The organism is Devosia pacifica (genome assembly GCF_014652635.1).
Classification (GTDB): domain Bacteria; phylum Pseudomonadota; class Alphaproteobacteria; order Rhizobiales; family Devosiaceae; genus Devosia; species Devosia pacifica.
This window is the reverse complement of record NZ_BMZE01000001.1, coordinates 648,628-672,560: the sequence shown is the minus strand read 5'-3', so window position 1 is coordinate 672,560 and position 23,933 is coordinate 648,628. Positions and strand designations below refer to the sequence as shown.

At 60.4% G+C, this 23,933-nt stretch carries 24 protein-coding genes; 15 read left to right on the top strand and 9 right to left on the bottom strand.

Annotation, left to right across the window (positions count from 1 at the left end):
* Positions 1–20: 20 nt before the first annotated feature.
* On the top strand, positions 21–440 hold the full coding sequence (dksA, locus tag IE127_RS03410; protein WP_189423423.1) for an RNA polymerase-binding protein DksA: 420 nt from the start codon (positions 21–23) through the stop codon (positions 438–440).
* A 30-nt stretch (positions 441–470) separates the two neighbouring features.
* On the opposite strand, the gene IE127_RS03405 is transcribed toward dksA, so the two are convergent.
* A complete protein-coding gene (locus IE127_RS03405; protein ID WP_189423421.1) occupies positions 471–2,048 on the bottom strand; it encodes an ABC-F family ATP-binding cassette domain-containing protein in 1,578 nt (525 codons plus the stop codon).
* 281 nt (positions 2,049–2,329) lie between these two features.
* Here IE127_RS03405 and IE127_RS03400 point away from each other — a divergent pair, with 281 nt between their 5' ends.
* Together IE127_RS03400 and IE127_RS03395 are read left to right on the top strand one after the other, a co-directional pair.
* Positions 2,330–3,016, top strand: a complete 687-nt coding sequence (locus IE127_RS03400; RefSeq protein ID WP_244639914.1) for a L,D-transpeptidase — start codon at positions 2,330–2,332, stop codon at positions 3,014–3,016.
* Positions 3,017–3,113: 97 nt separating this feature from the next.
* The gene (locus tag IE127_RS03395) at positions 3,114–4,301 is read left to right on the top strand and encodes a GAF domain-containing sensor histidine kinase (RefSeq protein ID WP_189423419.1); all 1,188 of its coding nucleotides are present in this window, start codon (positions 3,114–3,116) and stop codon (positions 4,299–4,301) included.
* Here the strand turns inward: IE127_RS03395 and IE127_RS03390 are convergent.
* The 6 genes from IE127_RS03390 to flgF form a co-directional block, all read right to left on the bottom strand.
* Positions 4,298–5,800: a carboxypeptidase M32 gene (locus IE127_RS03390; RefSeq protein WP_189423417.1), complete on the bottom strand. Its 1,503-nt coding sequence runs from the start codon at positions 5,798–5,800 to the stop codon at positions 4,298–4,300. The two genes, IE127_RS03395 and IE127_RS03390, sit on opposite strands and share 4 nt — an antisense overlap.
* A gap of 91 nt (positions 5,801–5,891) precedes the next feature.
* Positions 5,892–6,044: a glycine zipper domain-containing protein gene (locus tag IE127_RS03385; RefSeq protein ID WP_189423415.1), complete on the bottom strand. Its 153-nt coding sequence runs from the start codon at positions 6,042–6,044 to the stop codon at positions 5,892–5,894.
* A 137-nt stretch (positions 6,045–6,181) separates the two neighbouring features.
* On the bottom strand, positions 6,182–6,919 hold the full coding sequence (flgH, locus tag IE127_RS03380) for a flagellar basal body L-ring protein FlgH (RefSeq protein WP_189423414.1): 738 nt from the start codon (positions 6,917–6,919) through the stop codon (positions 6,182–6,184).
* Between the two features lie 14 nt (positions 6,920–6,933).
* Positions 6,934–7,878, bottom strand: a complete 945-nt coding sequence (gene flgA / locus IE127_RS03375) for a flagellar basal body P-ring formation chaperone FlgA (RefSeq protein ID WP_189423411.1) — start codon at positions 7,876–7,878, stop codon at positions 6,934–6,936.
* 17 nt (positions 7,879–7,895) lie between these two features.
* The gene (gene flgG, locus IE127_RS03370) at positions 7,896–8,681 is read right to left on the bottom strand and encodes a flagellar basal-body rod protein FlgG (RefSeq protein WP_189423408.1); all 786 of its coding nucleotides are present in this window, start codon (positions 8,679–8,681) and stop codon (positions 7,896–7,898) included.
* Positions 8,682–8,698: 17 nt separating this feature from the next.
* Positions 8,699–9,436, bottom strand: a complete 738-nt coding sequence (gene flgF / locus IE127_RS03365; protein WP_189424662.1) for a flagellar basal-body rod protein FlgF — start codon at positions 9,434–9,436, stop codon at positions 8,699–8,701.
* 277 nt (positions 9,437–9,713) lie between these two features.
* On the opposite strand from flgF, the gene IE127_RS03360 reads away from it, so the two are divergent.
* From IE127_RS03360 to IE127_RS03340, 5 genes are all read left to right on the top strand, one after another.
* Entirely contained in the window at positions 9,714–10,196 is a 483-nt protein-coding gene (locus IE127_RS03360; RefSeq protein ID WP_189423405.1) for a flagellar basal body-associated FliL family protein, read from the top strand.
* Positions 10,196–11,353: a flagellar motor switch protein FliM gene (gene fliM, locus IE127_RS03355; protein WP_189423401.1), complete on the top strand. Its 1,158-nt coding sequence runs from the start codon at positions 10,196–10,198 to the stop codon at positions 11,351–11,353. The genes IE127_RS03360 and fliM overlap by 1 nt, the downstream gene beginning before the upstream one ends.
* Positions 11,353–11,784: a DUF6468 domain-containing protein gene (locus tag IE127_RS03350; RefSeq protein ID WP_189423399.1), complete on the top strand. Its 432-nt coding sequence runs from the start codon at positions 11,353–11,355 to the stop codon at positions 11,782–11,784. Before fliM ends, IE127_RS03350 begins: the two co-directional genes overlap by 1 nt.
* Entirely contained in the window at positions 11,781–12,713 is a 933-nt protein-coding gene (locus tag IE127_RS03345; protein ID WP_189423396.1) for a MotE family protein, read from the top strand. The genes IE127_RS03350 and IE127_RS03345 overlap by 4 nt, the downstream gene beginning before the upstream one ends.
* A 139-nt stretch (positions 12,714–12,852) precedes the next feature.
* The gene (locus IE127_RS03340) at positions 12,853–16,188 is read left to right on the top strand and encodes a tetratricopeptide repeat protein (protein ID WP_189423393.1); all 3,336 of its coding nucleotides are present in this window, start codon (positions 12,853–12,855) and stop codon (positions 16,186–16,188) included.
* Position 16,189: 1 nt separating this feature from the next.
* Here IE127_RS03340 and fliP read toward each other — a convergent pair whose 3' ends face one another.
* Both fliP and IE127_RS03330 read right to left on the bottom strand, forming a co-directional pair.
* Positions 16,190–16,912: a flagellar type III secretion system pore protein FliP gene (fliP, locus tag IE127_RS03335; RefSeq protein WP_244639987.1), complete on the bottom strand. Its 723-nt coding sequence runs from the start codon at positions 16,910–16,912 to the stop codon at positions 16,190–16,192.
* Positions 16,913–16,937: 25 nt separating this feature from the next.
* Positions 16,938–17,609: a FliO/MopB family protein gene (locus IE127_RS03330; RefSeq protein WP_189423391.1), complete on the bottom strand. Its 672-nt coding sequence runs from the start codon at positions 17,607–17,609 to the stop codon at positions 16,938–16,940.
* A 180-nt stretch (positions 17,610–17,789) separates the two neighbouring features.
* Here IE127_RS03330 and flgB point away from each other — a divergent pair, with 180 nt between their 5' ends.
* From flgB to cckA, 7 genes are all read left to right on the top strand, one after another.
* A complete protein-coding gene (gene flgB / locus IE127_RS03325) occupies positions 17,790–18,188 on the top strand; it encodes a flagellar basal body rod protein FlgB (protein ID WP_244639985.1) in 399 nt (132 codons plus the stop codon).
* A 15-nt stretch (positions 18,189–18,203) separates the two neighbouring features.
* Entirely contained in the window at positions 18,204–18,617 is a 414-nt protein-coding gene (flgC, locus tag IE127_RS03320) for a flagellar basal body rod protein FlgC (RefSeq protein ID WP_189423388.1), read from the top strand.
* A 23-nt stretch (positions 18,618–18,640) separates the two neighbouring features.
* Positions 18,641–18,961, top strand: coding sequence for a flagellar hook-basal body complex protein FliE (gene fliE / locus IE127_RS03315; RefSeq protein ID WP_189423386.1), 321 nt, complete (start codon positions 18,641–18,643; stop codon positions 18,959–18,961).
* A 47-nt stretch (positions 18,962–19,008) separates the two neighbouring features.
* Positions 19,009–19,275, top strand: a complete 267-nt coding sequence (gene fliQ, locus IE127_RS03310) for a flagellar biosynthesis protein FliQ (protein WP_189423385.1) — start codon at positions 19,009–19,011, stop codon at positions 19,273–19,275.
* 2 nt (positions 19,276–19,277) lie between these two features.
* Positions 19,278–20,051, top strand: coding sequence for a flagellar biosynthetic protein FliR (gene fliR, locus IE127_RS03305; protein WP_189423383.1), 774 nt, complete (start codon positions 19,278–19,280; stop codon positions 20,049–20,051).
* Complete coding sequence (gene flhB, locus IE127_RS03300; RefSeq protein WP_189423380.1) at positions 20,048–21,133, top strand: flagellar biosynthesis protein FlhB; 1,086 nt, start codon at positions 20,048–20,050, stop codon at positions 21,131–21,133. The genes fliR and flhB overlap by 4 nt, the downstream gene beginning before the upstream one ends.
* 136 nt (positions 21,134–21,269) lie before the next feature.
* Entirely contained in the window at positions 21,270–23,831 is a 2,562-nt protein-coding gene (gene cckA / locus IE127_RS03295; protein ID WP_189423377.1) for a cell cycle histidine kinase CckA, read from the top strand.
* The last annotated feature ends 102 nt before the right edge of the window (positions 23,832–23,933 follow it).

The window sequence follows — 23,933 nt, the reverse complement described above, 5'->3', positions numbered from 1 at the left end:
TATGGGAGTTGAGTCTACTAATGCCAGTTGACGATCTCGTTGAAGATTATCGGCCCACTGACGATGAGCCGTTCATGAATGCTCGCCAGCGCGAGTATTTCCGCCGCAAGCTGCACACCTGGAAGGACGACATTCTGCGCGAAAGCCGCGGAACGCTCGACAGCCTTCAGGAAGAGAGCCAGAATCATCCGGACATGGCGGACAGGGCGTCCTCCGAGAGTGACCGGGCGCTGGAGCTCCGGACCCGCGACAGGCAGCGCAAGCTGATCTCCAAGATCGATGCGGCTTTGAAGCGCATAGATGATGGTACTTACGGATATTGCGAAGAAACCGGCGATCCAATCGGTCTCGCGCGGCTTGATGCCCGCCCGATCGCAACCTTGTCGCTCGAGGCGCAGGAAATGCACGAACGCCGCGAACGCGTGTACCGCGACGAATAGAAAAAGGCCCGCGATCATCGCGGGCCTTTTTCATAGCTCGATCTGGCGTGTAATGCCGATATTGTCGAGAAACGCCTGATCATGGCTGACGACCAGCAACGCGCCATCGAAGGCGTTGAGGCCGGCTTCCACAGCCTGGATGGCGTCGAGATCGAGGTGATTTGTCGGTTCGTCAAGAATCAGCAGCTTCGGCGGATGGGCTGATCCTATGGTCACCGCGAGACCGGCACGCAGCATCTCTCCACCACTGAGTGTGCCAACCCGTTGCAGTGCCGCCTCGGCCCGGAACTTCAAACGCGCCAGAGCAGCGCGGCAGGCATTCTCATCCTCATCAGGCTGCAGCAGCCGGTAGTTCTCACGCACCGACAGGCTTGGGTCGAGGATGCTGACGCTCTGGTCGAGGAGGGCAAATTCAGCCCTGACCCGGACCGATCCGCTCATAGGCTTCAGCGCGCCAGTCAGCAGTTTGAGGAGCGTGGTCTTGCCGCTGCCATTGGCGCCGATGATGGCGATGCGCTCGGGTCCGCTCACGCGCAGGTTGAAGTTGCGTATGGCTGGATATGTGACGTCATGGCCGCCAGTCAGATCCGTAGCCTCAAGGACCTGCTTGCCGGCCGGTAGCCCAGTGGTGGGGAGGCTAAGGCTGACCGGCTGCAAGACTTCGATATCGTCCCGCGCGGCTTTCGCTTGCTCGTCGGCTTTGGCGCGCATCCGGCCAGCGATCCCCGCTTGCCGCGATGCCGTGGCGTCCGCCCGGTTCGCCTGCGCATCGAGAAACATTTTCGGCTGGTCCCCACGTGCGCGCTTTTTCTTGCCGGCAGAATCACTTCGCGCTTTTCGTTCAGCCTGTGCCTGAATGCGCTGGTCGATGGCCTTAAGGTGCTGTTCGGCGGTGGAAAGCCGGTGTTCTGCTGCGGCGAGTTCCTGCGTCTTGCGTTGGCGATAATGGTCCCAGTTTCCTCCATAGGTGGTGGCGCCTAGGCTTGTCAGTTCTACGATCTCATCCATCTGCTGCAGCAGCCGGCGATCATGGCTGACGACGATGGCGCCACCTTTCCACTCGGCCAGAAGGTCACCGACAGCGGCGCGGCCATCCACATCGAGGTTATTGGTGGGCTCGTCGAGCAGGATGAAATCGGGTTCCGTTAGCCATAGGCCTGCCAGCGCAACGCGGGTGCGCTGTCCGCCGCTCAGGGTTGCACAAAGACGATTCGGGTCGAGCGGGGGCAGGCCCACACGATGCATCGCCTCTTCATACCGTTCGATCAGTGTCCAGTCGGCAACGCCGGCATCCTCGACGCTCCCTTCCCCTTTTTCGAGGCGCGCCAGAACGTCGAACTGGCTGGCGAAACCGAGATAGTTCGCGATGCGAGCAGTCTCTGCCACCTGAACGTGCTGGCGCAGCACGCCGACCGAGCCGTCGACGCCGACAGTGCCAGACAAAGGCTGAAGCTCACCGAGAATCAGACGCAGCAGGCTGGATTTCCCCGTGCCGTTGCGGCCGACAAGACCCGCGCGAAGCGGTCCGAACGAAAGATCGAGGTCGCTAAAGAGCGGTTGATTATCCGGCGTAACGTAGGAGAGGCGCGCAAGTGTGATGGCAGGCATGAGCAGAATCCGTTTGAGCGATCGAAATGCGGAGATCGTTCAGACGAATTTCCATGTCTCACCGTCCTGTGGGTGTTGCGGCTGTCACAAAGCCTACCGAAGGAGATGCGCAAGTCAAGTTAGCGATCTCCCAACTGTGATCACGGCTCGCAAAGCTTTGAAAACAATCGAAATGTTTGCAGCGTGCGGTGTGGTTGACGAGCGGTGTGCGTGTTGGGTTAGGAAAGTGTTTGCCGTTTAGCGCTAAGTTGCCGTCCGCATCATCCGATGGGTTTTTTCAAGTGACTTCATCCCTTTCCCGCCGTGGTTTTCTGGCGCTCATGCCGTTCGCGCTCGCCGCCTGTGCCTCCAGCCGCACCATGCCGGTGCAGACGATGGCCTATGTCGATCCGATGTACAGCGAGATTTACGGCCCCATTCCTTCCGAGCCGTATCCGGTTCCGGCCTTCAATCCTGGCTCGGTGGACCCGCAGCTCCTGCGTCAGGTGGTGCCGTACCAGACTGCGGAACTACCGGGCACAATCATCGTCGATCCAGGCGCGCGCTTCCTTTACCTCACCCGCGGTGACGGTCAGGCGGTGCGCTACGGTGTTGGCGTCGGCAGAGCGGGCTACGACTATGAGGGCGAGGCCTATATCGGCCGTAAGGGCACCTGGCCAAGCTGGACCCCCACCAAGGACATGATCGCGGAGAATCCGGAAGTGAACGCGCCATGGGCGAATGGCATGCCTGGAGGTTTGGAGAACCCGCTGGGAGCCCGTGCGCTCTATTTGTACAATAACGGGCGCGACACTCTCTATCGCATCCACGGCACGAACGATCCTTCTTCCATCGGCCGGTCGGTGTCCAGCGGCTGCGTGCGGTTGTTCAACCATGACATCATAGATTTGCATCGCCGTGTCACTGTTGGCTCGAAGGTCATAGTGCTCAACACCGGGCTGCAGGCGAGCGATACTATCAACGTCTGATCACGACCCATATGGCGAGGCACTTGCCGATCGCGCGCTAACCTGTTTTCTCTGGGCAGAAAGCCCAGAGGTCGGTGCGTGTTTGCACTGGTAGGTAATGAGCGACGAACTTCAAAGTAGTGTAGAGGCGGTACGGCGATTGGATGTCGTTCCGCGAATCTTGAACGTGGTGTGCAAGACTACCGGTATGGGGTTCGCCGCCGTAGCGCGCGTTACCGCCGAGCGGTGGGTCGCCTGCGACGTGATGGACAGTATCGCCTTCGGTTTGAAAGCCGGAGACGAATTGCCGATCGAGACAACCATATGCCAAACCGTGCGGGAACTTCGCAAAGAGGTGGTGATCGACGACGTTGCGGGCGACGACGTCTACCGCTCGCATCCTGTTCCGGCGATGTACAACTTCAAGAGCTACGCCTCTTTCCCGATCCTGCTAGAGGACGGAACGTTCTTTGGAACGCTGTGCGCGATCGATCCTGAGCCAGCGAAGATAAGTTCGCCCGAGGTCAGGGAGATGTTCCGACTCTTCGCGGAACTGATCGCGCAGCATCTCGATGCCGGTAGTCAGCTCTCCGAGAGCGAGGCGCGGCTCAGCGACGCCGAGGCGTTCGGGGACCTGAGGGAGCAGTTCATCGCCGTGCTGGGGCATGATCTGCGCAGCCCGCTTGCTTCCATCAGCAGCGGCGCCCGCTTGCTGTCACGCTCACCGCTGGATGAGCGATCTCAGCGTATTGTCATGCTCATTCAGTCCACTGTGGTACGCATGACCGGGTTGGTGGACAATCTGCTGGACTTTGCTCGCGGCCGGCTGGGTGACGGTCTGTCGCTCAATGTGAACAACAGCTCCGATATTGAGCGGACCTTGCAGCAGGTGATCGAGGAGCTGCGGAGCGGTCATCCAGAGCACGAAATAAACACCGCGTTCAACATTTCGCACACTGTATCCTGCGACGAGCAGCGTGTTGCGCAGTTGGTGTCAAATCTAATCTCGAACGCCCTGACGCATGGCGCAAGCGACGAACCGATCCGCATCTCGGCTGAAACCACTGAAGAGGATCTGCAGGTACGCGTGACAAATGGCGGCCGACAGATTCCAACCGAGGTCCGCGAGCATTTATTCGATCCATTTAGTCGTGGTAGCGCCAGCTCGAGCGGCAAGGGGCTCGGGTTAGGACTATATATAGCCTCAGAGATCGCACACGCTCATGGAGGCTCGCTGGACGTTGCATCCAGCGAGCAGGAGACGACCTTTACACTCCGACTTCCGCTGGAAGCCGCGCAAGGTTAGCCGTTGCGGCCGTAGCGCTTGCGCAAATGCGCCTTGAAGAACTCTGGATTCAGTGGTTCGCCGGTCGCGCGAGTGATCAGATCAGGCGTCGAGTAGCGTGAGCCTTGCAGCCAGATGTTTTGGCGGCGCCAGTCATTGATCGCGTCGAACTCTCCTTTGCCGATCTGCTCACGGGCATCCGGCAGGCTCTTTTCGAGCGCCGACCATTGCTGCGCGGCGATCATTGCGCCGAGCGTATAGCTGGGGAAGTAGCCGAAGGCGCCGCCTGGCCAATGCACGTCCTGCATGGGGCCGTCCTTCGGATCATCGATCGTCGAAATGCCGAGATACTCGGTCATCTTGGCATCCCAGGCTTCCGGGATCTGCGCCGCCTCGAGCTTGCCATAAACGAGATCCTGCTCAAGTTCGTAGCGCAGGATGACGTGAAGCGGGTAGGTGACCTCGTCGGCATCGACGCGGATATAGCCACGCTCGACGAAGTTGACCTGGTTAAGCACATCCGTCGCGTCCCAGCCCGGGATCGCATCCTCACCCATATACTGGTGGATCATCGGTAAGGCGAAGCTCCAGAACTCGGGGCTTCTCGCCAGCTGCATCTCGACGAATAGGCTCTGGCTTTCGTGAATGCCCATGCCGCGCGCCTTGCCGAGCGGCCAGTGTGACCATGATTTGTCGAGGCCCTGCTCATAGAGCGCGTGGCCTGTTTCGTGCAGCACCGCCATCAGGGAGAACAGGAACTGGTCTGTGCGATAGCGCGTCGTCATGCGAACGTCGGTAGGCACACCGCCACAGAACGGGTGATGTGAAACAGCGAGGCTGCCATGCGTGAAATCGAACCCAACAGCGCGCATGGCGGCTAGGCCAAGCTCACGCTGGTTCTCAATGCTGTAGGGACCCTTGAGCGCCTTCAGTGGCCTTTGGCTGAGCTTTTCCTCCTGCACATCCAGAGCTTCCGGCACGAAGTCCTTGAGGAAGCCCTTGAGGTCGGCGAAGATGGGATTGAGCGTTTCGGTGCGGTTGCCCGGATCGTATTGCTCCATCAGGGCGTCATACGGGGCCAGACCGAGGGCGTCAGAGCGCAGGGCCGCCTCTTCGCGCACCAGATCGACAACCCCCTCAAGTGCCGGCAGGAAGCTGTCCCAGTCGTTGCGGGCTCTCAATTCACGCCAAAGCTGCTCGGAGCGCATCGTGGCCACGGTGCGGCGTTCGACAAATTCCGTCGGCAGGCAGGTGGCATTGACATAGGACCGCTCGAACTCGCCGAGAGCAAGGGTCTGGTCCTCATTGAGATCCTCGGCCTTGGCTGCCTCTATCCAGTCCCGAATCTCAGGGGCGGTCGACTGGGTGTGGTACATGCCGGCGAGATTGGCCATCGCCTCGGCCCGTTTCTCGCCGCCACCAACGGCCATATGGGTGGCTTCGTCGGCGCCAAGGATCGACAGGGCGTGTTCGAGGGATTCGAGCCGGCGGCCCAGGGCATCCAGTTTTTCGAATGACATCAGCAACTCCAAGTTTGCGGTCGTGTGTTCCACAGTGGGCCGCAATTTGGAAGAGGGGCAGGCCCATCGGCTGGGCGCTTGGCACGCCCGATCACCGTCCGGAACGATCCTTGTTCCATGTCCAGAAAGCAGCGCCGAGGCCGGCGCCAACTGCGACGCCGATCCCAATGCCCATCGGGATGTTGTCCAACGCTACTCCAAAACCGGCGCCGATGGCTATGCCGAGGGTGATGCCGAGTGCCATGTCGTCGCCTCCTTGAGATGCGCACAGCCAAACACGGCTTCTGGGCAGGAATGGGGAAGGGCGCAGCCGGGGAGACTGCGCCCTCAACAAGCGGCCCGCCATTGGGGGAATGCAAAAGCCGCCTTTATCTGGAAAGCCTAGAAGGGCAGGATGGCGTCCAGCACCTGCTGGCCATAACGCGGCTGCTGAACATCGGTGATCTGTCCGCGGCCGCCATAGGCAATGCGTGCCTCGGCGATCTTCGAAGACGGAATGGTGTTGTTCGACTGAATATCAGAGGGTCGAACTATGCCGGCGACGATGAGGTCGCGAACTTCGAAGTTTACACGCACCTCCTGGCGACCCTCGATCACCAGGTTGCCGTTCGGCAGAACCTGGGTGACGACAGCGGCGACAGAAGTTTCGAGAGATTCCGAACGATTAACCGAGCCGGCGCCGGTGTCCTGAACGCCCGAGTTGATATCGATGGCGCCGGAAGGCTCGATCGAGCCGCCGCTGAGATTGGTGACCGCGGCCCCGAAAATTCCGCCCATTCCTGCGGAGTTGGTGGAGTTGCGGCTGCGCTGCGTCTGGTTGTCGATCGCGGCTCGATCATCGATTGTCACGACGACCGTGAGGATATCGCCGACCCGGTGTGCGCGCTCATCCTTAAAGAAGCCGCGTGCAGAGGTGCGATACAGCGAATTGGGCTGATAGGTGTCCTGGATCGGCTCGGGCATCGGCATGCGCACCGGCTGGTAGCCGGCCACGGTCGTCGGGTCGTTGATCTGCGTCAGCGGCGGTGCATTGCCGACATTGGCGAGCCGGTCCGTCGTGTTGCAGCCGGCCAGCATTGCGGTGGCTGCCAGGAGGGTCGTGAGCTTGATGAGGTTCATGGTCGGGATCCTGGTCAGAGGCCGGCAATGGCGACGGGGTCGGTGTCGACCTCGACAGCGCCCGGTGCGATGGCGGTAGCGTGAATGACGGTGTTGGAAACGAGATTGAGGACCTGCATCGACTCTCCGAGAGCAGCGCCAGAGAGGGCCTGTCCCTTGACGGTTAGAGTCATCGGACCGCGACGCAGGTAGACTGTTACCGGCTCGTTGCGCGAAATCAGCAGTGGGGTGCCCACATCGGCGATGTCGAGACGCATACCAGCACTGCTGCGTGACTTGAGCGCTTTGCCGACAAGGTCGGCCGGTAGTGCGACAGCATCCGTGCCGAGGCGTGAGAGCGCGACGGAACGCATTTCGATATCGCCCTCGGTGAGAACCGAGCCGGCAGGCAGTGTGGCTGCGAGATGCGGTACCTCGACCATCATGTCGAGCGTGCCCGAAACGTCGAGTGGCTCGGCATGGCCGGACAGTGTGAAGCGGGCGGCAAAACTGCCATCCGCAGGACGATAGCGCAGGCTCAAAAGCTGGGCCGGCTCGTTTACAGCATCCGCCAATTGTGGCTGGTAGCCGCCCTCGAACTGGAAAGACGGCGTCACTCCGGACGTGACGATGCCGCGTGCTGTAAGGTCAGCTGTCATGAGTTCGATCAGAGCCTCGCTGCCGACTTCGGTGGCAGGACGGGTGACGGTGACAGCGGCGAGATCAGCTGTATCAAAAGCGTCGAGTCCCGCACGGTTGGCGGCGGCGGCGATGTCTTGGACAGGCACAGTGCCCGTCGTGCCGACTGCAGGTGCGCGAAAGACCGGACGGGCTGCGAGAGCGCCGGCGTCCTCGAACATGTCGCCAAGGGTCACGAGGTCCGAGTTGATGGAGACCGTCGGGCGCAGGGTTGGCTGGGCGAAGGCGGTGGTTGCCAGCGAGGCTGCAAGAAAAGCGGGAAGCAGGGTACGCAGGATCATTGTTCCGGTTCCTCTCATCAACGCAGCTGACTGGTGGCCTGAAGCATCTGATCAGCACCCGAGACCACGCGAGCATTCATTTCGTATGCGCGCTGGGCCGCGATCAGATCGGCGATTTCAGTGACGGAGTTGACATTCGCCTGTTCGAGAAAGCCCTGGAGCAAATCGCCGGCACCATCGGTGTTGGCGACGCCAATCTGCGGGGCGCCGCTGGCGGCGGTTTCAGCGAACAAATTATCGCCGAGCGAGGACAAACCCGACTTGTTGACGAAACGGGCAAGCTGCAACTGGCCGAGCTGGACCGGGGCAGGGTCGCCATCGAGCAGAATCTCGACGACGCCGGTCGGCGAGATCGAGATCGACTGTGCATCTTGCGGCACGTTAATGCCTGGCTGGATGGGGTAGCCGGTGGAGTTCACAAGTTGGCCATCCGCGTCGAGGCTAAACGAGCCATCGCGGGTATAGCCTGTGGTGCCGTCTGGCAGTTCCACCATGAAGAAGCCTTCGCCGCGAACGGCGACGTCGAGCTCACGCTCGGTGGCCTGAACGGCGCCCTGGCTCATAACGCGCGGAGTCGAAACGGTCCGGACACCGGAGCCGATCTCGAGGCCGGCGGGCAGCATGGTGCCATTGTCGGAGGTCTCGACACCGGCGCGGCGGACCTGTTGGTAAAGCAGATCCTGAAACTCGGCGCGCTGGCGTTTGAAGCCAGTGGTGCGCATGTTGGCGATGTTGTTGGAGATGACTTCGACGTTGCGCTCTTGGGCGCTCATGCCGGTGGACGCGATATAGAGAGCTTTCATGGTGTGTCCCTTCCGGATCAGGCCGTGGCGTCGCCGAGGCGCTGGATGGCGCTACGACGCAGGTCATCTTGCTGGCGCATCAGGCCGGCGATGGATTCGTAGGCGCGCTGCACTCGGATCATCTCGGCCATCTCTGTGACGCCGGAGACGTTCGAGCGCTCGAGCGAGCCCTGCATGACAGCGGTATCCTGTGCAGGTAGAGGTGCACCGCCGGCGTAAAGGTTATTGCCTTCGCGCGTCAGTTCCTGAGGGTCCGCGAACTCCACGAGGCGAAGGCGACCTTTCGGCCCCTGGTCGGTGGCGATTGTGCCTTCGGCGCTGATGGTGATGCCGGTTTCGGTGGGGTCGAACACGATCGGCCCGCCGTCGCCCAGCACCGGATTGCCTGAGGTGTCAACGAGGGTGCCGGTGGCGTCGATCTGGAGCGAGCCGGAGCGGGTCCAACGTTCGCCAGCCGGGGTGTCGACGGCCAAAAAGCCATCACCCATCAACGCCACATCGAGTTCATTGCCGGTGTCGACAATGGCGCCAGAGGTCAGGTCGTGCCGCGTCGCCCAATCCTGAACGTAAGACAGCGGTTGATCCTGCCGCTTGAAATCGCGGTCCTTGGCAACCGGCATGTCGTAAGAGGCGAACAGAATCTCTTCTGCCTTGAAACCGGTAGTGTTCAGGTTGGCCATATTATTGGCCACGACATCCATCTGCCGCCGCAGAGCCATCTGACGCGACAAGCCGATAAGCTGCGCATTCTCGATCATGTGGTCCCCGTTCGTTGTGGAGCTTGCGCTCCAATCCCCGAGCCTTAACTTCCCCAAGCGCTGGCTCATCCACAGTTCTGCAGGAACCGTGCCAAATATGGTTTTCCATTAAATTCAAAGGCTTGTGTGCTGACGCGGTAGCTATGGTTACCGGCGCATTGCTGCCCTGGCGGCAAAAGCTGCCGGGCAATTTCTGCCTCGTGTAACCAAACGTTAACCACGAAGGCCTTAGCTGGTGCAGAACTGGAATCGTCCCGTGGAGCGGGGGCTCAGCATGGCGACAGACGCAGAAGTCCAGCAGGCCGAACCGGCCGGTGGCAAGAAAAAGAAGATGATCATCATGGGTGCCGCTGCCGGGGCCGTGGTGCTTGTCGCAGGCGCTGCGATGTTCTTCTTCATGTCACCGGGGGCAGAGGAGGCCGCAGCCGAAAGCGCTGAGGTTAGTGTCCCGGACACATTCATTTTCAACCTGCCCAGCATGACCGTTAACCTCAACAATGAGGGAGAGGGCGAGTCATACCTGCAGATGACAATCGCGCTGGAAGTGGCCAGTGAGGAGGTCATGACCGAAATTCAGCCAAAGCTGGCGAAGGTTATCGACGCTTTCCAGGTCTATCTGCGCGAGCTGCGCCGCAGCGATCTTGAGGGGTCCGCCGGCATCTACCGGCTGAAAGAGGAACTGCTGCGGCGGGTCAACACCGCCATCTATCCCTCTCATGTTGAGAGCATTCTGTTCAAAGAGTTGCTTGTTCAATAATGGCGAACGAAAGCGACAAGCTCAGTGATGAGTGGAGCCTCGACGAGATCGAGAGCTCCGACGCATCGTCCTCAACGGCCGGCGAAGATGACGCCGATGCCGATTGGGCGGCGATGCTGGCGCAGCAGGAAGCTGAAGCGGCAGGTGAAGGCACCGATAAGGTGCTCAATCAGGATGAAATCGATAGCCTTCTGGGGTTCGATTCGAGTGCGGCCTCGTCGGTCGAACTGACTGGCGTGCAGGCGCTCATCAACTCGGCTCTCGTCAGCTACGAACGATTGCCGATGCTGGAGATCGTCTTCGACCGGCTGGTGCGCCTTTCGACGACGAGCCTGCGGAACTTCACCTCCGACAACGTTGAGGTCTCTCTCGAGTCAATCTCTTCTGTGCGGTTCGGAGATTATCTGAACTCCATCCCGCTTCCGGCCATCCTGTCGGTAATCCGTGCGGAAGAGTGGGAGAATTATGGGCTTCTGACCATCGACTCCGGCTTGATCTATTCGATGATCGACGTGCTGCTGGGTGGTCGCCGCAGTGGTGGCACGATCCGGGTTGAAGGGCGTCCCTACACGACGATCGAAATGGCTCTCGCACGGCGGATGATCGAGGTCATCCTCGAGGATACGCACCGCGCGTTCGAGCCGGTGACGCAAGTGAACTTTAAGCTTGAGCGGATGGAGACCAATCCGCGCTTCGCGACAATTTCACGCCCCGCCAATGCAGCGATTCTCATCGAACTGCGCATCGAGATGGATGATCGCGGCGGCAAGGTCGAAATCCTGCTGCCCTATGCCACCATCGAGCCAATCCGTGAACAGCTGCTGCAGATGTTCATGGGTGAAAAGTTTGGCCGTGATCCGATCTGGGAAGGCCATCTGGCCACCGAGATCTACAAGGCCGATACCGAGCTGGAGGCCGTCTTGCATCAGCAGGATCTGCCGCTGTCGCGCGTGATGAATCTGGCGGTCGGCGAAACTGTGATGTTCGACAGGGCGCCAACCGACCCAATCCGCCTTCGCTGTGGAGGGGTCGATCTCACGCAAGCGATCATGGGCCATATCGGCGACAACGTGTCCGTTCGCGTGGTCCGTCCGCTCAACGCGCCAAAAGTCACAATGGCGGCGTTCGAGGACATTGATAGAAAGGATGACCAGTAATGTCAGCGTTTCCCCTCGGGCTCGTCATTGAAGGCAGCGTTGCCATTCTTCTCGCGCTGACAATAGGCTATTGCGTCGTCTTGAACGCGCGCCTGAAGCGCCTGCATCAGGATCGGGATCAGTTGCGTGATATCGTCAATGATCTCGTTAATGCCACCAATCTCGCAAATCGGGCCATCCAGGAACTCAAGGTTACGGCGCAGGAAGCGGACTCGACGCTGAGCGTTCGCCTCGAAGAAGCCGACCGCTTTGGCGTCGAACTCGCCAATCACGTCAGTGCCGGCACGGCTCTGATGGAGCGCATCGTCCAGATCACCAGCGCCGCCCGTCAGCGCCAGCCGCTCGCGCCGCCAGAACCGCAAGCAACCAAGGTACAGGCCGCGCTGCAGCAGCTTTCTGACTATGGCCGTAACCGTGGAGAGGCCGCGTGAGAACCATCAGGCTGCTTCCCGTCGTTGTTGGCGCCACCTGTGCATTGCTTGCACTCAAGACAGTCTCGCTCGTTACCAATGGTGGTTATGTGCTTTCGCCGCAATTGGTGCTGGCGCAGGAGGATCTCAGCCTGCCTGAAACGCCGACCATCGAAGACGGCGGCGTGACGATCGAGGACGAGGCCCCGACAATGCGCCAGCCTGCACCGGAGGCGTCCGGTGCTGAGGGCGGGGAGGAGGCAGCAGGAGAAGCGCCGGAGGAAGGAACTGCGGCTGCCGGCGAGGCAGTCGATGCAGGATCCGGCGATGAGACACCTGAAGCCGCTGGGCCGGAGGCTGAGTCAGCTTGTGGAGATGGCCTGCCGAACCAGGGCGTGGTTTCAGCCGAGTGTCTCGCCGAGCAACAGGATGCAGAAGTCGGTTCGCTTGACGTTGATGGCGAGTTTACCCCTCTGTCGAGCGATGCCGACGGCGTCATGACCGAGCGCACGCTGCTGGATCGTCTCGCCGAACGGCGCAATGAACTCGAGGCTTATGCGCAGGAACTGGAGATGCGCGAGGCGCTGATCGAGGCTGCGGAGCAGCGTATCGAGGAACGGGCCCAGACTATGGAAACGCTTGAAGCGCGAATCGACGAACTGGTCGCCGAGCGCGACGCGGCGGAGTCCGATCTGCTGACCGGCGTGGTTTCCATGTACGAGTCGATGCGCCCTAAAGATGCGGCGACTATATTCAACGAGCTCGACAGAGGCGTGCTGGTGCCGCTCGCCAAGGCAATCGCGCCGCGCAAAATGGCAATGATTCTGGCGGAGATGAATCCCGCCCGGGCTCAGGAATTGACCGTGGCCATCGCCGATATCAGTACCGCTCCGCGTGACGAGTTTTCGGCGCAGGACCTCGAAGAGTTGCCGCAAATTGTCGGGCAATGACGTCTGAAGCTTACAAGTTGAAGTAAGCCTACGTTAAGTCGGCCAGTTTAGCCTTTGTCTCAAGTAGTAACCGCGTTTTCGGGCACCATGCGTGCATCCGTCGAAAACGCCTTGAGTAGCGTTAGGCGGGCGGCGGTCGGTGAAGGCTGCTATCACGGCAGACAGGAACTTCGTGCGGCGTGCCATGGGCGCGACGACGGTGTTGCTTTGCACAATTGTCTCCGCAGGCGCTCAAGAGGATGTCAGCTTCTCCGCATTTTCGGAAGATGGCTTTGCCCGGCTTGTGCTGACCTTCGAGGAGCGCCAGTCACTTCCCGACTATGATCTGCGGATGGAAAACAACATCCTTTCGATCGAGTTCGACAATCCGGTCGATGTGGTCGTGCCGGACGTTGGCGAGGAGATCGGCGATTATGCTTCGCTCGCCCGGGCCGACCCGGATAGCACAGGCATCCGCGTGGCATTGCTACGGCCTTACCGACTAAACAGCATTGAAGCGGGCGAGAGACTGTTCATCGACCTGCTGCCGCAAGAGTGGAGCGGTATGCCGCCGTCCCTGCCGCAGGCCGTGATCGATGAATTGGCGGAACGTGCCGAAATGGCAGCAATTGCTGCCGAGCGGGAACGCAAAGCACGTGAAGCCGAAGCGCTTCGACCGCAGGTCGCCGTTCGTCTGGGGCGTAACCCGACCTTCCTTCGCCTGCAGTTCGACTGGTCAGTCCCCACCGAGGCCGTGTTCAACGAGGATGAGAGCTTCGCGGAAATCGGCTTTGAGTGGCCGGTGCCGATCGAGCTTGGCGACATCCAGCGTGACCTTCCGCCGGAAATTGCTGCGCTGACAAGCGTGCCGTCCGAGGATGGTACGCGCATATCGATGGAGCTGGCGGAGGGGGTATCGCCGCGCTTCTTCAGGGCTTCTCCCACGCAATATCTGCTCGATATCGACCTTGATGGTCCGGAACTGCCCGAGCTTACGCAGCAGGATCTCGTGCAGCGGGTGGCGCAGCTAAACGGGGCGGCGCCGGCGTTGGCTGAAGGGCCCGTCGCCAATCTCGAAAGCGACTTGAACGAAGAGCCGATCACGCCGCTGATCAAGGTGGTGGGCAATACCGTTCGAGTGGTGTTTCCGTTTGAGCAGGATGTGCCTGCGGCCGTGTTCCGTCGCGGCAACACCGTGTGGATGCTATTCGATACTGGTGCGAGCATCCTAGAACCCGAGTCGCCGGAGGTGCTTGAGAGCGTCGCTTCAGGTTTTGAATCAACCGCCTCGACCGATGTTCAAATTGTGCGCATGGACCTCGCTGAGGACAGGCTGGCGACGCTTGGCTCGGAAGGGCGTGCCTGGGTATTGTCTCTCGGCGACATTCTGCTGGCGCCGACCGCACCCGTCGAATTGCATCGATCACTGAATGCCGACGGGTTCTTTGTCGTCAATGCAGACCTCGAGCGTCCGGGCAGGGTGCATCGCTTCGAGGACCCTGACGTCGGCGACGAGCTGCAAGTGGTGACCGCCTACGCGCCTTCACGCGGCGTCGTGCGTCCCCTCGAGTATGTCGATTTCTCTGCCTTGAAGAGCGTCCACGGCCTGGTGGTGAAGCCCAAGAACCCGCAGGTCGACGTTGACATCAACGAGCGCGACGCTGTGCTGAGCGCTCCGGGTGGGTTGACGGTCTCTGAAAGCGATACGGCGCGAGCGCAGTTCTTCGAAGGCGACGGGATCGATCGTTCGCATTTTCTTGACCTTGAAGGATTGCATGCTGCGGATCCTGTGCGTTTTGATGAGCGGCTTTCCGAGTTGATGACCGCGGCTGCCGGTGCCGAAGGCGTGCAACACGACGCGGCGCGCCTGAAGCTTGCGCAGTTCTATGTGGCGAACCGCTATGCGCAGGAAGCGCTTGGTGTTCTGCGGGTGCTCGAAAACAATGTCACGGGCGAATCCGTGACCCCTGAGTTGCTGATGACGCGGGCCATCGCCGATACCCTCGCATACCGCGCCGACGATGCGCTCAACATTCTGTCCTCTCCCCAGTTTCTTGGCGATATAGACGCGCTGGTGTGGCGCACGATCGCGCGTACGGAAGCCGAAGAGTATCGTGGCGCACGGCAGGACGCGCTGATAGCGGTCGAGGTGATCGACACCTATCCGGTGTGGGTTCAGACGATGTTTGCGCTGGCAGGGATGCGGTCAGCGGTAGAAGTCGAGGATGTCGACCTCGCCGAGCAATTCGCGTCAGCACTCGAGGATGGCCGGCTGACGGATGACCAGGCGAGCCTTTATCATTTGCTCGTTGGCCGGATCGCCGAACTTCGCGATCGTCCCGAGGAAGCGCTTGACACATATGGGCGTGTCATCGCAGCGGATGTTCGTCCCACCCGCCCCGAAGCGATCTATCGGACCCTGCGTATCCTCGATGAACGCGGCGAACTCGATGTGCCAAAGGCGCTCGAGACCCTGTCGTCGGAATCGATGATGTGGCGTGGCGGACCTTTGGAAGCCGATATGGTGCGCATGCTGGCCGATCTCTATTTCCGCGCGGGCGAATACAGGCCCGGGTTCGAGACGGTGCAACAGGCGGTCGCGCACCATCCCGATAATCCTGCGGTCGAAGAGCTCCGTCAGCGCGCGCAGACAGTGTTCGGCGAACTGTTCCTCGATGGTCGGGCCGACACTCTGGAGCCCGTCGAGGCGTTGGCGCTCTACTACGATTTCCGCCAGTTGACCCCGCCGGGACCGCGCGGCGACGAAATGATCCGGAATCTCGCCTGGCGGCTGGTCGATATCGATCTGTTGACGCAGGCAGCAGAGCTGCTGGACTATCAGTTGAACAATCGCCTGCAAGGCGCGGCCAAGAGCCAGCTTGCGGCTGATCTCGCGGTGCTTTACCTGGCGGATCGCAAGCCGCAGGAGGCTTTGGAAGTTCTCAACGCCACGCGGCTGCCGAACCTGTCGGCAACGCTCGTACGCAAGCGGCGTATACTTGAGGCGCGGGCCCTGATCGACGGTGAGCGGCACGATCTCGCGCTCGACGTGCTGAGCGACCTGAGCGGTCGGGATGTCGAGCAGTTGCGCATAGATGCGCACTGGCGCGCGGGCCGTCGCTCGAAAGCTGCTGAAGAGATCGAAGCCCTTTATGCCGGTGCGGACCTTGATGAGGCAGCGCGCATGCAGGTGGTGAGGGCGGCCGTCGGCTACGTGCTCGGCAATGACGAATTCGGCTTGTCCCGCTTGCGAGAAAAGTATGGAGAGCGCATGGCGACATCGCCGCAATGGCCGATGTTCGACTTCGTTACCAGCCCGCTCGAAACAACGAGCCTCAAATTCCGCCAATTGGCGCGGGAAGTGGCGGCGCTCGACAGCGTCAATGCCTTCATCAACAGCTATCGCAGCACCTATGGCGAAGCGCGCGTTCCGGCTGCGGTGCCGCAGCAGGCCGTGGCGGACGGCGTTGACGCCGAAGAGCCGGCTGCGACCTGAGTCAGGTCGCCGCGAAACTGCGCACCAGAGACCCTGCGACAAGATACCAGCCGTCGACAAGCACGAAGAAGATCAGCTTGAACGGCAGGGAAATGACGACTGGTGGCAGCATCATCATGCCCATCGCCATGAGTACCGAGGCGACGACCATGTCGATAATGACGAATGGCAGGAACAGAAGAAAGCCGATCTCGAATGCCCGTCGCAGTTCCGAGATCATGAATGCAGGGATCAGTAGCCGCATCTCAATATCCTCCGGCTCGGCCGGCGGTGTTGCATTCGCCATATCGTAGAACAGCTCGAGATCACGCTCGCGGACATTGGCCCGCATGAAGGTGTGAATGGGTTGGCTTGCCTGCTCGAAAGCCTCGGTTGTCTCGATTTCGCCCGCTATCAGGGGCGCAATGCCTTGCTGGTAGGATTGCTCGAGCGTCGGGCCCATGACGAATAGCGTGAGAAAGAGTGCGAGCGACACCATCACCGAGTTCGGCGGCGCGGTTTGCAGGCCGATGGCCGTGCGCAGCAGGCTGAGCACCACGACAATACGGGTGAAGCTCGTCACCATCACCAGCAGGGACGGGGCAAGCGACAGGACGGTAAGCAGCCCGATGAGCTGGATTGCGCGCTCAGTCAGGGTCCCGTCATCGCCGAAGTCGACGGAGATATCCTGCCCAAAGGCCAGTTGCGGCACCAGGGCAAGGACGACGACGAATACAGGCAGCAGAAGCTGCCTATGGCGGAAAATCGGCCTATCGCAGGTCTGCGAAGCGATTCTTCGTTTCTGGTCGGGCGTCGTCCTCAATACCGAAATCCGCTGTGCCGGGCTCTGTGGGCTGACTCTGTTTAGCTGAGTCGTCGGACCTGCGTTGCGAATTCTCGGAAACGGAAGAGTGTGCCGAATGCTCTCTGCGCGTTACCGGCCTCAGAAGCCCGGTGTGCCGAAGCGATGATGGCGCCCGCTCGCGTGGTGTAGGAGAAACGTCGCGCATGCGTTCGAACGCCGACACAGTCGGACCCGGTTTGCTCTCGTTCTTGGTATCGGGAGCGCCCGAGTCGCGGTCAGCCCCGGTTGCGGCATTCGAGAACCGTGAAGCGGCAGCATCGCCGCTCTGGCGCGGCTTTTGGCCACGTGGCGGCGTGATACGAGACTCTACCAGCACATCCGTCGTGCCACCGGTGATAACGAGATGCTCGACATCGTCGCGCCGCACCAGAAGCATTCGGCGCTTGGTATCGAGTGGCAGGCTCTCGATGATCTCGAGCCGCCTCTGACGCAATTGCGGTCCACGTCCGAACCGTCCCGTGATCCACTTGAAAAGCCACAGCACAAAAAGGATCAGCACCAGCACTATGCCCAGTGCCAGTCCGGCTGTGATCAAGGTATTGCCAATTCCCCCGAAAAGGCTGGTCAGGAATTGCACGGACCGCGTTCCTTTCTGTTGTTTGCAGTGGTGAACGGCAGCTTTTGCCTCATCTAAACCGACAAACGTGCAAATTGCGAGGCCGGCCGGCGGAATGACCGGGAAATTAACCCGCGCTTAACCATAGGTGGGCAAGATTTGCCCATTGATCCGCGAACGGGAGCGAATGCCTTGGCATTGATGGATTTGCCGATATTCGCAGCATTGAACGACAAGATGCGCTGGCACCAGACCCGCCAGGGGCTGTTGGCGGAGAACGTCGCCAATGCGGATACGCCGGGATATCAAGGGCGCGATCTGGCGCCCTACAGCTTTTCCGAGCGCCTGGGGCAGGTCTCGAGTGCCGATCTGGGCACGAGAACTACGCGCCCGATGCACATCTCGGTCAGTTCGAGCAGCGTCAGCGGGCATGATGCTCGCAGGCTGAACAGTTTCGAGGTTACGCCCGAAGGCAACGGCGTCAGCCTCGAAGACGAGATGATGAAGGTGACAAGCAACCTGATGGACTATCAGGCCGCGACCTCGCTCTACCAGAAGTCAGTCAGGATCCTCAAAAACGCCCTCGGCCGGCAGGCCTGAGACTAGGGAGACCGCATGTCCGATTTTCACTCGTCACTCAAGGTTGCGGCGACCGGCCTTCACGCACAGACGGCGCGGATGCGCATCATCGCGGAAAACCTCGCCAACGCGGATTCCGCCGGCAAGACCCCGGAAGAAGACCCGTACCGCAGGCGCGTGCCGACATTTCAGGCGGAACTCGATCGAGATCTTGGTGCCACCAAGGTCGCCATCGGGCGCGTTGCCTATGACATGTCCGACTTTTCAACGCGCTATGAGCCAGGTCATCCAGCTGCCGACGAGCAGGGGTATGTGCGCTATCCCAACGTCAATTCGCTGGTCGAGTCGATGGATATGCGCCAGGCGCAGCGCAGTTACGAAGCGAATCTCAACGTCGTTTCCGTCACCCGCCAAATGCTCGGGCGTACGCTCGATATCCTGCGCAACTGATCGCGCAACGCTAGGAGCTCCTAATGGCCACGCCTTTTAACGCCGCCGCTGCCGCCTATTCCAACGCTGCCAGGCTGATCTCCGGCAATGCGCGTCCGCAGCATGAAACTAGCGCCGCCGCCGGTGCGCCCGACTTCGCAAAGATGCTCACGGACAGTATCCAGCAGGTTGAGGCGCAGGGCGACAAGTCCGACAAGATGGCCTTTGACATGGTCAATGGCGTTGCCAGTCCCGTAGACATGGTGACCGCCATCTCCGAAACCGAAATGGCCGTTCAAACGATGGTCACGGTGCGTGATCGGGTGATTTCCGCCTATGAGGAAATCATGCGCATGCCGATCTAGCGACTCGGTTAGTGTGCCTGCATTGCAGCAGGGCCGGAGCAGAACCCATGACAGGAGCTGAAGTCCTCGACATTGCTCGCGAAGGCGTGTGGGTACTGGTGATCATGTCGCTGCCGATGATGGTGGTGGGCCTGCTTGTGGGTGTCGTTATCGCGTTGTTCCAGGCTCTTACGCAGATTCAGGAAATGACCCTGGTGTTTGTGCCCAAGATCCTCGCGATCTTCATCACGATGATCCTGTCGCTACCATTTCTCGGTGCGACCATCGCGGCGTACATGGATCGCATCGTCGACCTGATCATCATCGGTGGCTGACAGTGACGATTGCTCTCGATTGGCTACCTGAATTAGCGTTTTCCTATCTGCTGTTATTTGCTCGCCTGGGTGCGTTCCTGATGCTGGCGCCAGCCCTGGGTGAAAGCAGCATCCCAGCGCGCATTCGCTTGAGCTTCGCGCTGCTTCTGGCGCTGGTCTTGCAGCCAATGCTGGCCGACAGGCTGCCGGCGCTTCCAAACGATCTCGCGGGTCTCTTGATGCCGATGCTGCGCGAGATCGCCATCGGGCTGATCCTTGGTGTTTTGACGCGATTGTTAACGATGGCCACGCAAGTCGCCGGTTCCATCATCGCGTTTCAGGCGGGTTTGGGTATTGCGCAGACTGCCGATCCGACGCAGGGCGGGCAGCAGGGCGCGATCTTTGGTGGTTTTCTGTCCATGCTGGCGGTCGCACTGGTGTTCGCGACGAACCTGCATCACCTGCTGATCGCCGCCCTGATCGACAGCTACATGATCTTCGAGCCTGGCGCCGACCTGATGCTCGACGACGCGGCGCAGATGGCGATTGACGTGATCGCGCAGGGATTCAACCTGGGCGTGCAAATGGCTGCGCCATTTATTGTTTTCGGTCTGGTGTTCAACCTTGGGGCCGGCATACTCGCACGATTGATGCCGCAGCTTCAGGTCTACTTCGTGTTGATGCCGGCCAATATTTTCGTTGGCATTCTGCTGTTTGCCTTGCTGCTGGTGATGATGATGACGTGGTATCTCACGGCGTTTGAGCAGCACGTCTCGATGCTGCGGGGCGCCGGATGAGCGACGACGCCCCCGATCAGTCCAGCAAGACAGAGGACCCCTCTCAGAAAAAGCTTGAGGACGCTCACAAGAAGGGCGACGTGGCCAAGAGCCAGGAGGTGACCACCTGGTTCATGCTTCTCGGCTCCGGTGTTCTTTTCGCAATGATGGCCCCGGGTACCAGCGCCGGGCTGATGCTGGAGCTGAAGGCGCTGATTGCCGAGGCAGACCGCATCGAGATCGGCGGTTCGGCATTCGGCACGTATGTGTCTCAGCTGACCCAATCGATCCTGCTGATCGCACTGGTACCGCTTGCCATCCTCTCTGCATGCGCCGTGGCTGCTAATCTTTTGCAGCACAAGCCTTTGCTTTCATTCGAGCCGCTGAAGCCAAAGTTCAGCAAGGTCTCGCCAATTTCCGGCTTCAAGCGCCTGTTCTCATCGGAAGCTCTGGTCAACTTCCTCAAGGGTTTGTTCAAGATCACCGTTATCGGTGTGGTCGTGTTCCTGGTCGTCTGGCCGGAGCGGGACCGGCTCGACACGATGATGACCGCTGATCCGCGCATCATCCTCGCAGAATTTCAGGAACTCGGTATCAAGATCTTCATAGCGACGTTGCTTGTCATCACGGTCATCGCGGCCGCGGATTTCTTCTACCAACGCCACAAATGGTGGCAGAAGCAGATGATGACCGTCCAGGAGCAGCGCGACGAGTACAAGCAGATGGAGGGCGACCCGCAGGTTAAAGGGCGTATCCGCCAGTTGCGCCAGGAGCGGTCCCGCCAGCGGATGATGGCGGCGGTACCCGATGCGACCGTGGTGGTAACGAACCCGACCCACTTTGCGGTGGCCCTGAAGTACGACAATTCCATGCAAGCACCGCTTTGCGTCGCTAAGGGCGCCGATGCCATCGCTCTGAAGATCCGTGAGCTGGCGAAGGAGCATGATGTCCCGATCGTGGAAAATCCGCCGCTTGCTCGAGCGCTCTTCAAGAGTGTGGATGTTGACCAGTCGATTCCGGAAGAGCACTTCCGCGCCGTGGCGCAGGTCATCGGCTACGTAATGCGCCTGCAGCAGCGATCGGGATGGCGTTCTTCGCGCTAGACGAGGCCGCAGAGGTGGAAAACCCCTCTGGTTCGAACGGGCAAACCGTGAAACTCTCCCAACTGTCAGGACCTTTTGCTAGGAACTTGGCTGACAGCTGATTCGGCTGCGTCCCGGCCCCAGACAAGGACACCCGATGGCACAGTCATCACTCAGAGAGGATAACTATCCCGAACCGCTGATGTCGCGGGTTCGCACAAGCGGATTGTGGCGGGTGCTCGCGTTGGCACTACTGCTTATCCTTGCTGCCGTTGCATTCGCATTCTTTGGCGATCAGGTTCCGATCGACCTGGTGATGACATTTGTCGGGCTGCTGGCGGTTGCTGGCGTGTTTTGCCTTTTCGGCCTCGCGGCCGGTCTGTTCCGCGTCGCCAGCGGGCAGGAGGGACGGACGTTGTCCCGCGCCGTGATCGATGGCTTGCCCTATGGCGCCGTAGTGGCCGATCGTGAGGGCAAGATCTATTATGTGAACGCGCAGTATGGCGCTTTTGCCGGTGGCTTCGTAAACGGTGTGCCTGTGGGCGTTCCTCGGCTTTTCGCGGGCCAGGCAGAGGCGGGCGAGGCAATTCACCGGCTGTCGCGCGCGGCGCGCGAAGGGCGCGGGGCAGTAGAGGATATCCGGCTGATCGGCGGGCTCGGCGGGGCGCAGGCTGAGCCATCGCGAGCCTATTGGTACCGTGTCTCCGCGCGGCCATTGCCGCGCACCGATGATTTCAACCGCCCGATGGTGGTGTGGTCAGTTGAGGACATCACGCGGGACAAGGACAATATCGAGGTCGCGTTTCGCGATCTGCAGCGTGCCATCGACTATCTCGATCATGCGCCTGCCGGGTTTCTTTCGGCGGATGCCGAGGGGCGGGTACAGTACCTCAACTCAACTCTGGCCGATTGGCTCGGATACGACCTGGCGGAGTTTAACTCAGGCAGCTTGCGGCTCTCGGACATCGCGCGGGGAGATGGCGCGCGGCTACTCATGCGCGGTCGCTCTGACGGCGAAATCCGCACCGAGATCATCGATCTCGATTTTGTCGGGCGCAATGGCCGCGCCTTTCCGGTTCGCCTGCTGCATCGGGCGGCGCGGCTAGCCGATGGCGAACTCGGCGAAACCCGGACGCTGGTGCTCGACCAGACCACTGCACCGGACAGCGAGGAAGAGTTGCGGGCTGCCGAGGTGCGGTTCTCGCGCTTCTTCAATGATACACCGTTCGCGATCGCGACGCTCGATCACGAGGGGCGGATCATGCGTACGAACGCGCCTTTCGGCCGCATTTTCCGCTGGTCCGAGGAAGAAAAGAGCCTCGAGCATTATCCGATGGAAGACCTTATCGGCGAAGCAAGCCGCGACAAGTTCCGCAAGGCTATCGGTTCTGGTGTTGAACAGCAGACGGATATCGACCCCGTTGACGCGGTTCTGAGCGCCGAGGGCGATCACGCGGTGCGCCTATATGTGTCTGGTTCCGAGACACGCGCCGGATCGCCGGAAAGCGTGAATGTCTACGCACTCGATATGACCGAACAGCGCAAGCTCGAGGCACAGTTCGCGCAGAGCCAGAAAATGCAGGCTGTCGGCCAGCTTGCCGGCGGAGTCGCGCACGATTTCAACAATCTGCTGACCGCCATAATCGGCTTTTCGGATCTATTGCTGCTCAAGCACAAGCCCGGCGATCCGTCTTTCGGCGAACTCATGCAGATCAAGCAGAATGCCAATCGCGCCGCAGGACTGACCCGGCAGCTGCTTGCATTCTCGCGGCGCCAGACATTGCGCCCGCAGGTGCTGGAACTGCCGTTGATCGTCGATGACCTGACCGTCCTGTTGAAGCGCATGATTGGCGAGAAGAACCAGCTCAGCGTAGAGCATGGCCGCAATATCTGGCCGGTTCGCGCTGACGTCGTACAACTCGAGCAGGTCATCATCAATCTTGTCGTTAACGCACGCGACGCGATGCCGGATGGCGGCTCGATCACACTGCGCACCCGCAATGTCAGCGAATCCGAGTCGCGGGGCTACAGCTACGAGGGCATGGTCGCCGGCGATTACGTGCTCGTTGAGGTGGCGGACACCGGCACAGGCATGTCCCCGGAGGTCATCGCGAAGATCTTCGAGCCCTTCTTTACCACGAAGGAGCTCGGCAAGGGGACCGGTCTCGGATTGTCGACCGTCTACGGAATCGTCAAGCAGACCGAAGGCTTCATTTATCCGGAGTCGGTTGTCGGTGTCGGCACCACCTTCAAGATCTTCCTGCCCCGCCATATCGTGACCGAAGCCGAAGTGTCAGCACGTGCGGAAAAGCCGGTTAAGGACCTGACCGGGCACGAGCGCATTTTGCTGGTGGAAGACGAAGAGAGCGTGCGCGCATTTTCGGCAAGAGCGCTACGCGCCACCGGCTACGAGGTGTTTGAGGCCGATGGCGGCGAAGAGGCGATCGATGTGCTCGAAGAGCTGGGGTACGAGATCGATCTCATTATCTCCGACGTGGTGATGCCCGAAATGGACGGGCCTACTCTTCACAAGCATATCCGCGACAAGGTGAAGGATCTGAAGATGATCTTTGTTTCCGGATACGCCGAGGAAAGCGTACGCCGCGATATCGAAGATGATCAGACCGTCGATTTTCTACCGAAGCCGTATTCGCTGGATCAAATCAACACCAAGGTAAAAGAGGTCTTGGGACGCGCTGGCGCACGCTCGGCAGATTAGTCACAGTCTTTCGCCGCGTAACCAAGCCGGCAAAATTGCTTGACAGACTTATTGACCGCTTCACTCCGTACGCGCCTAATAGCGCAAGCAAGTGAGGGGGAT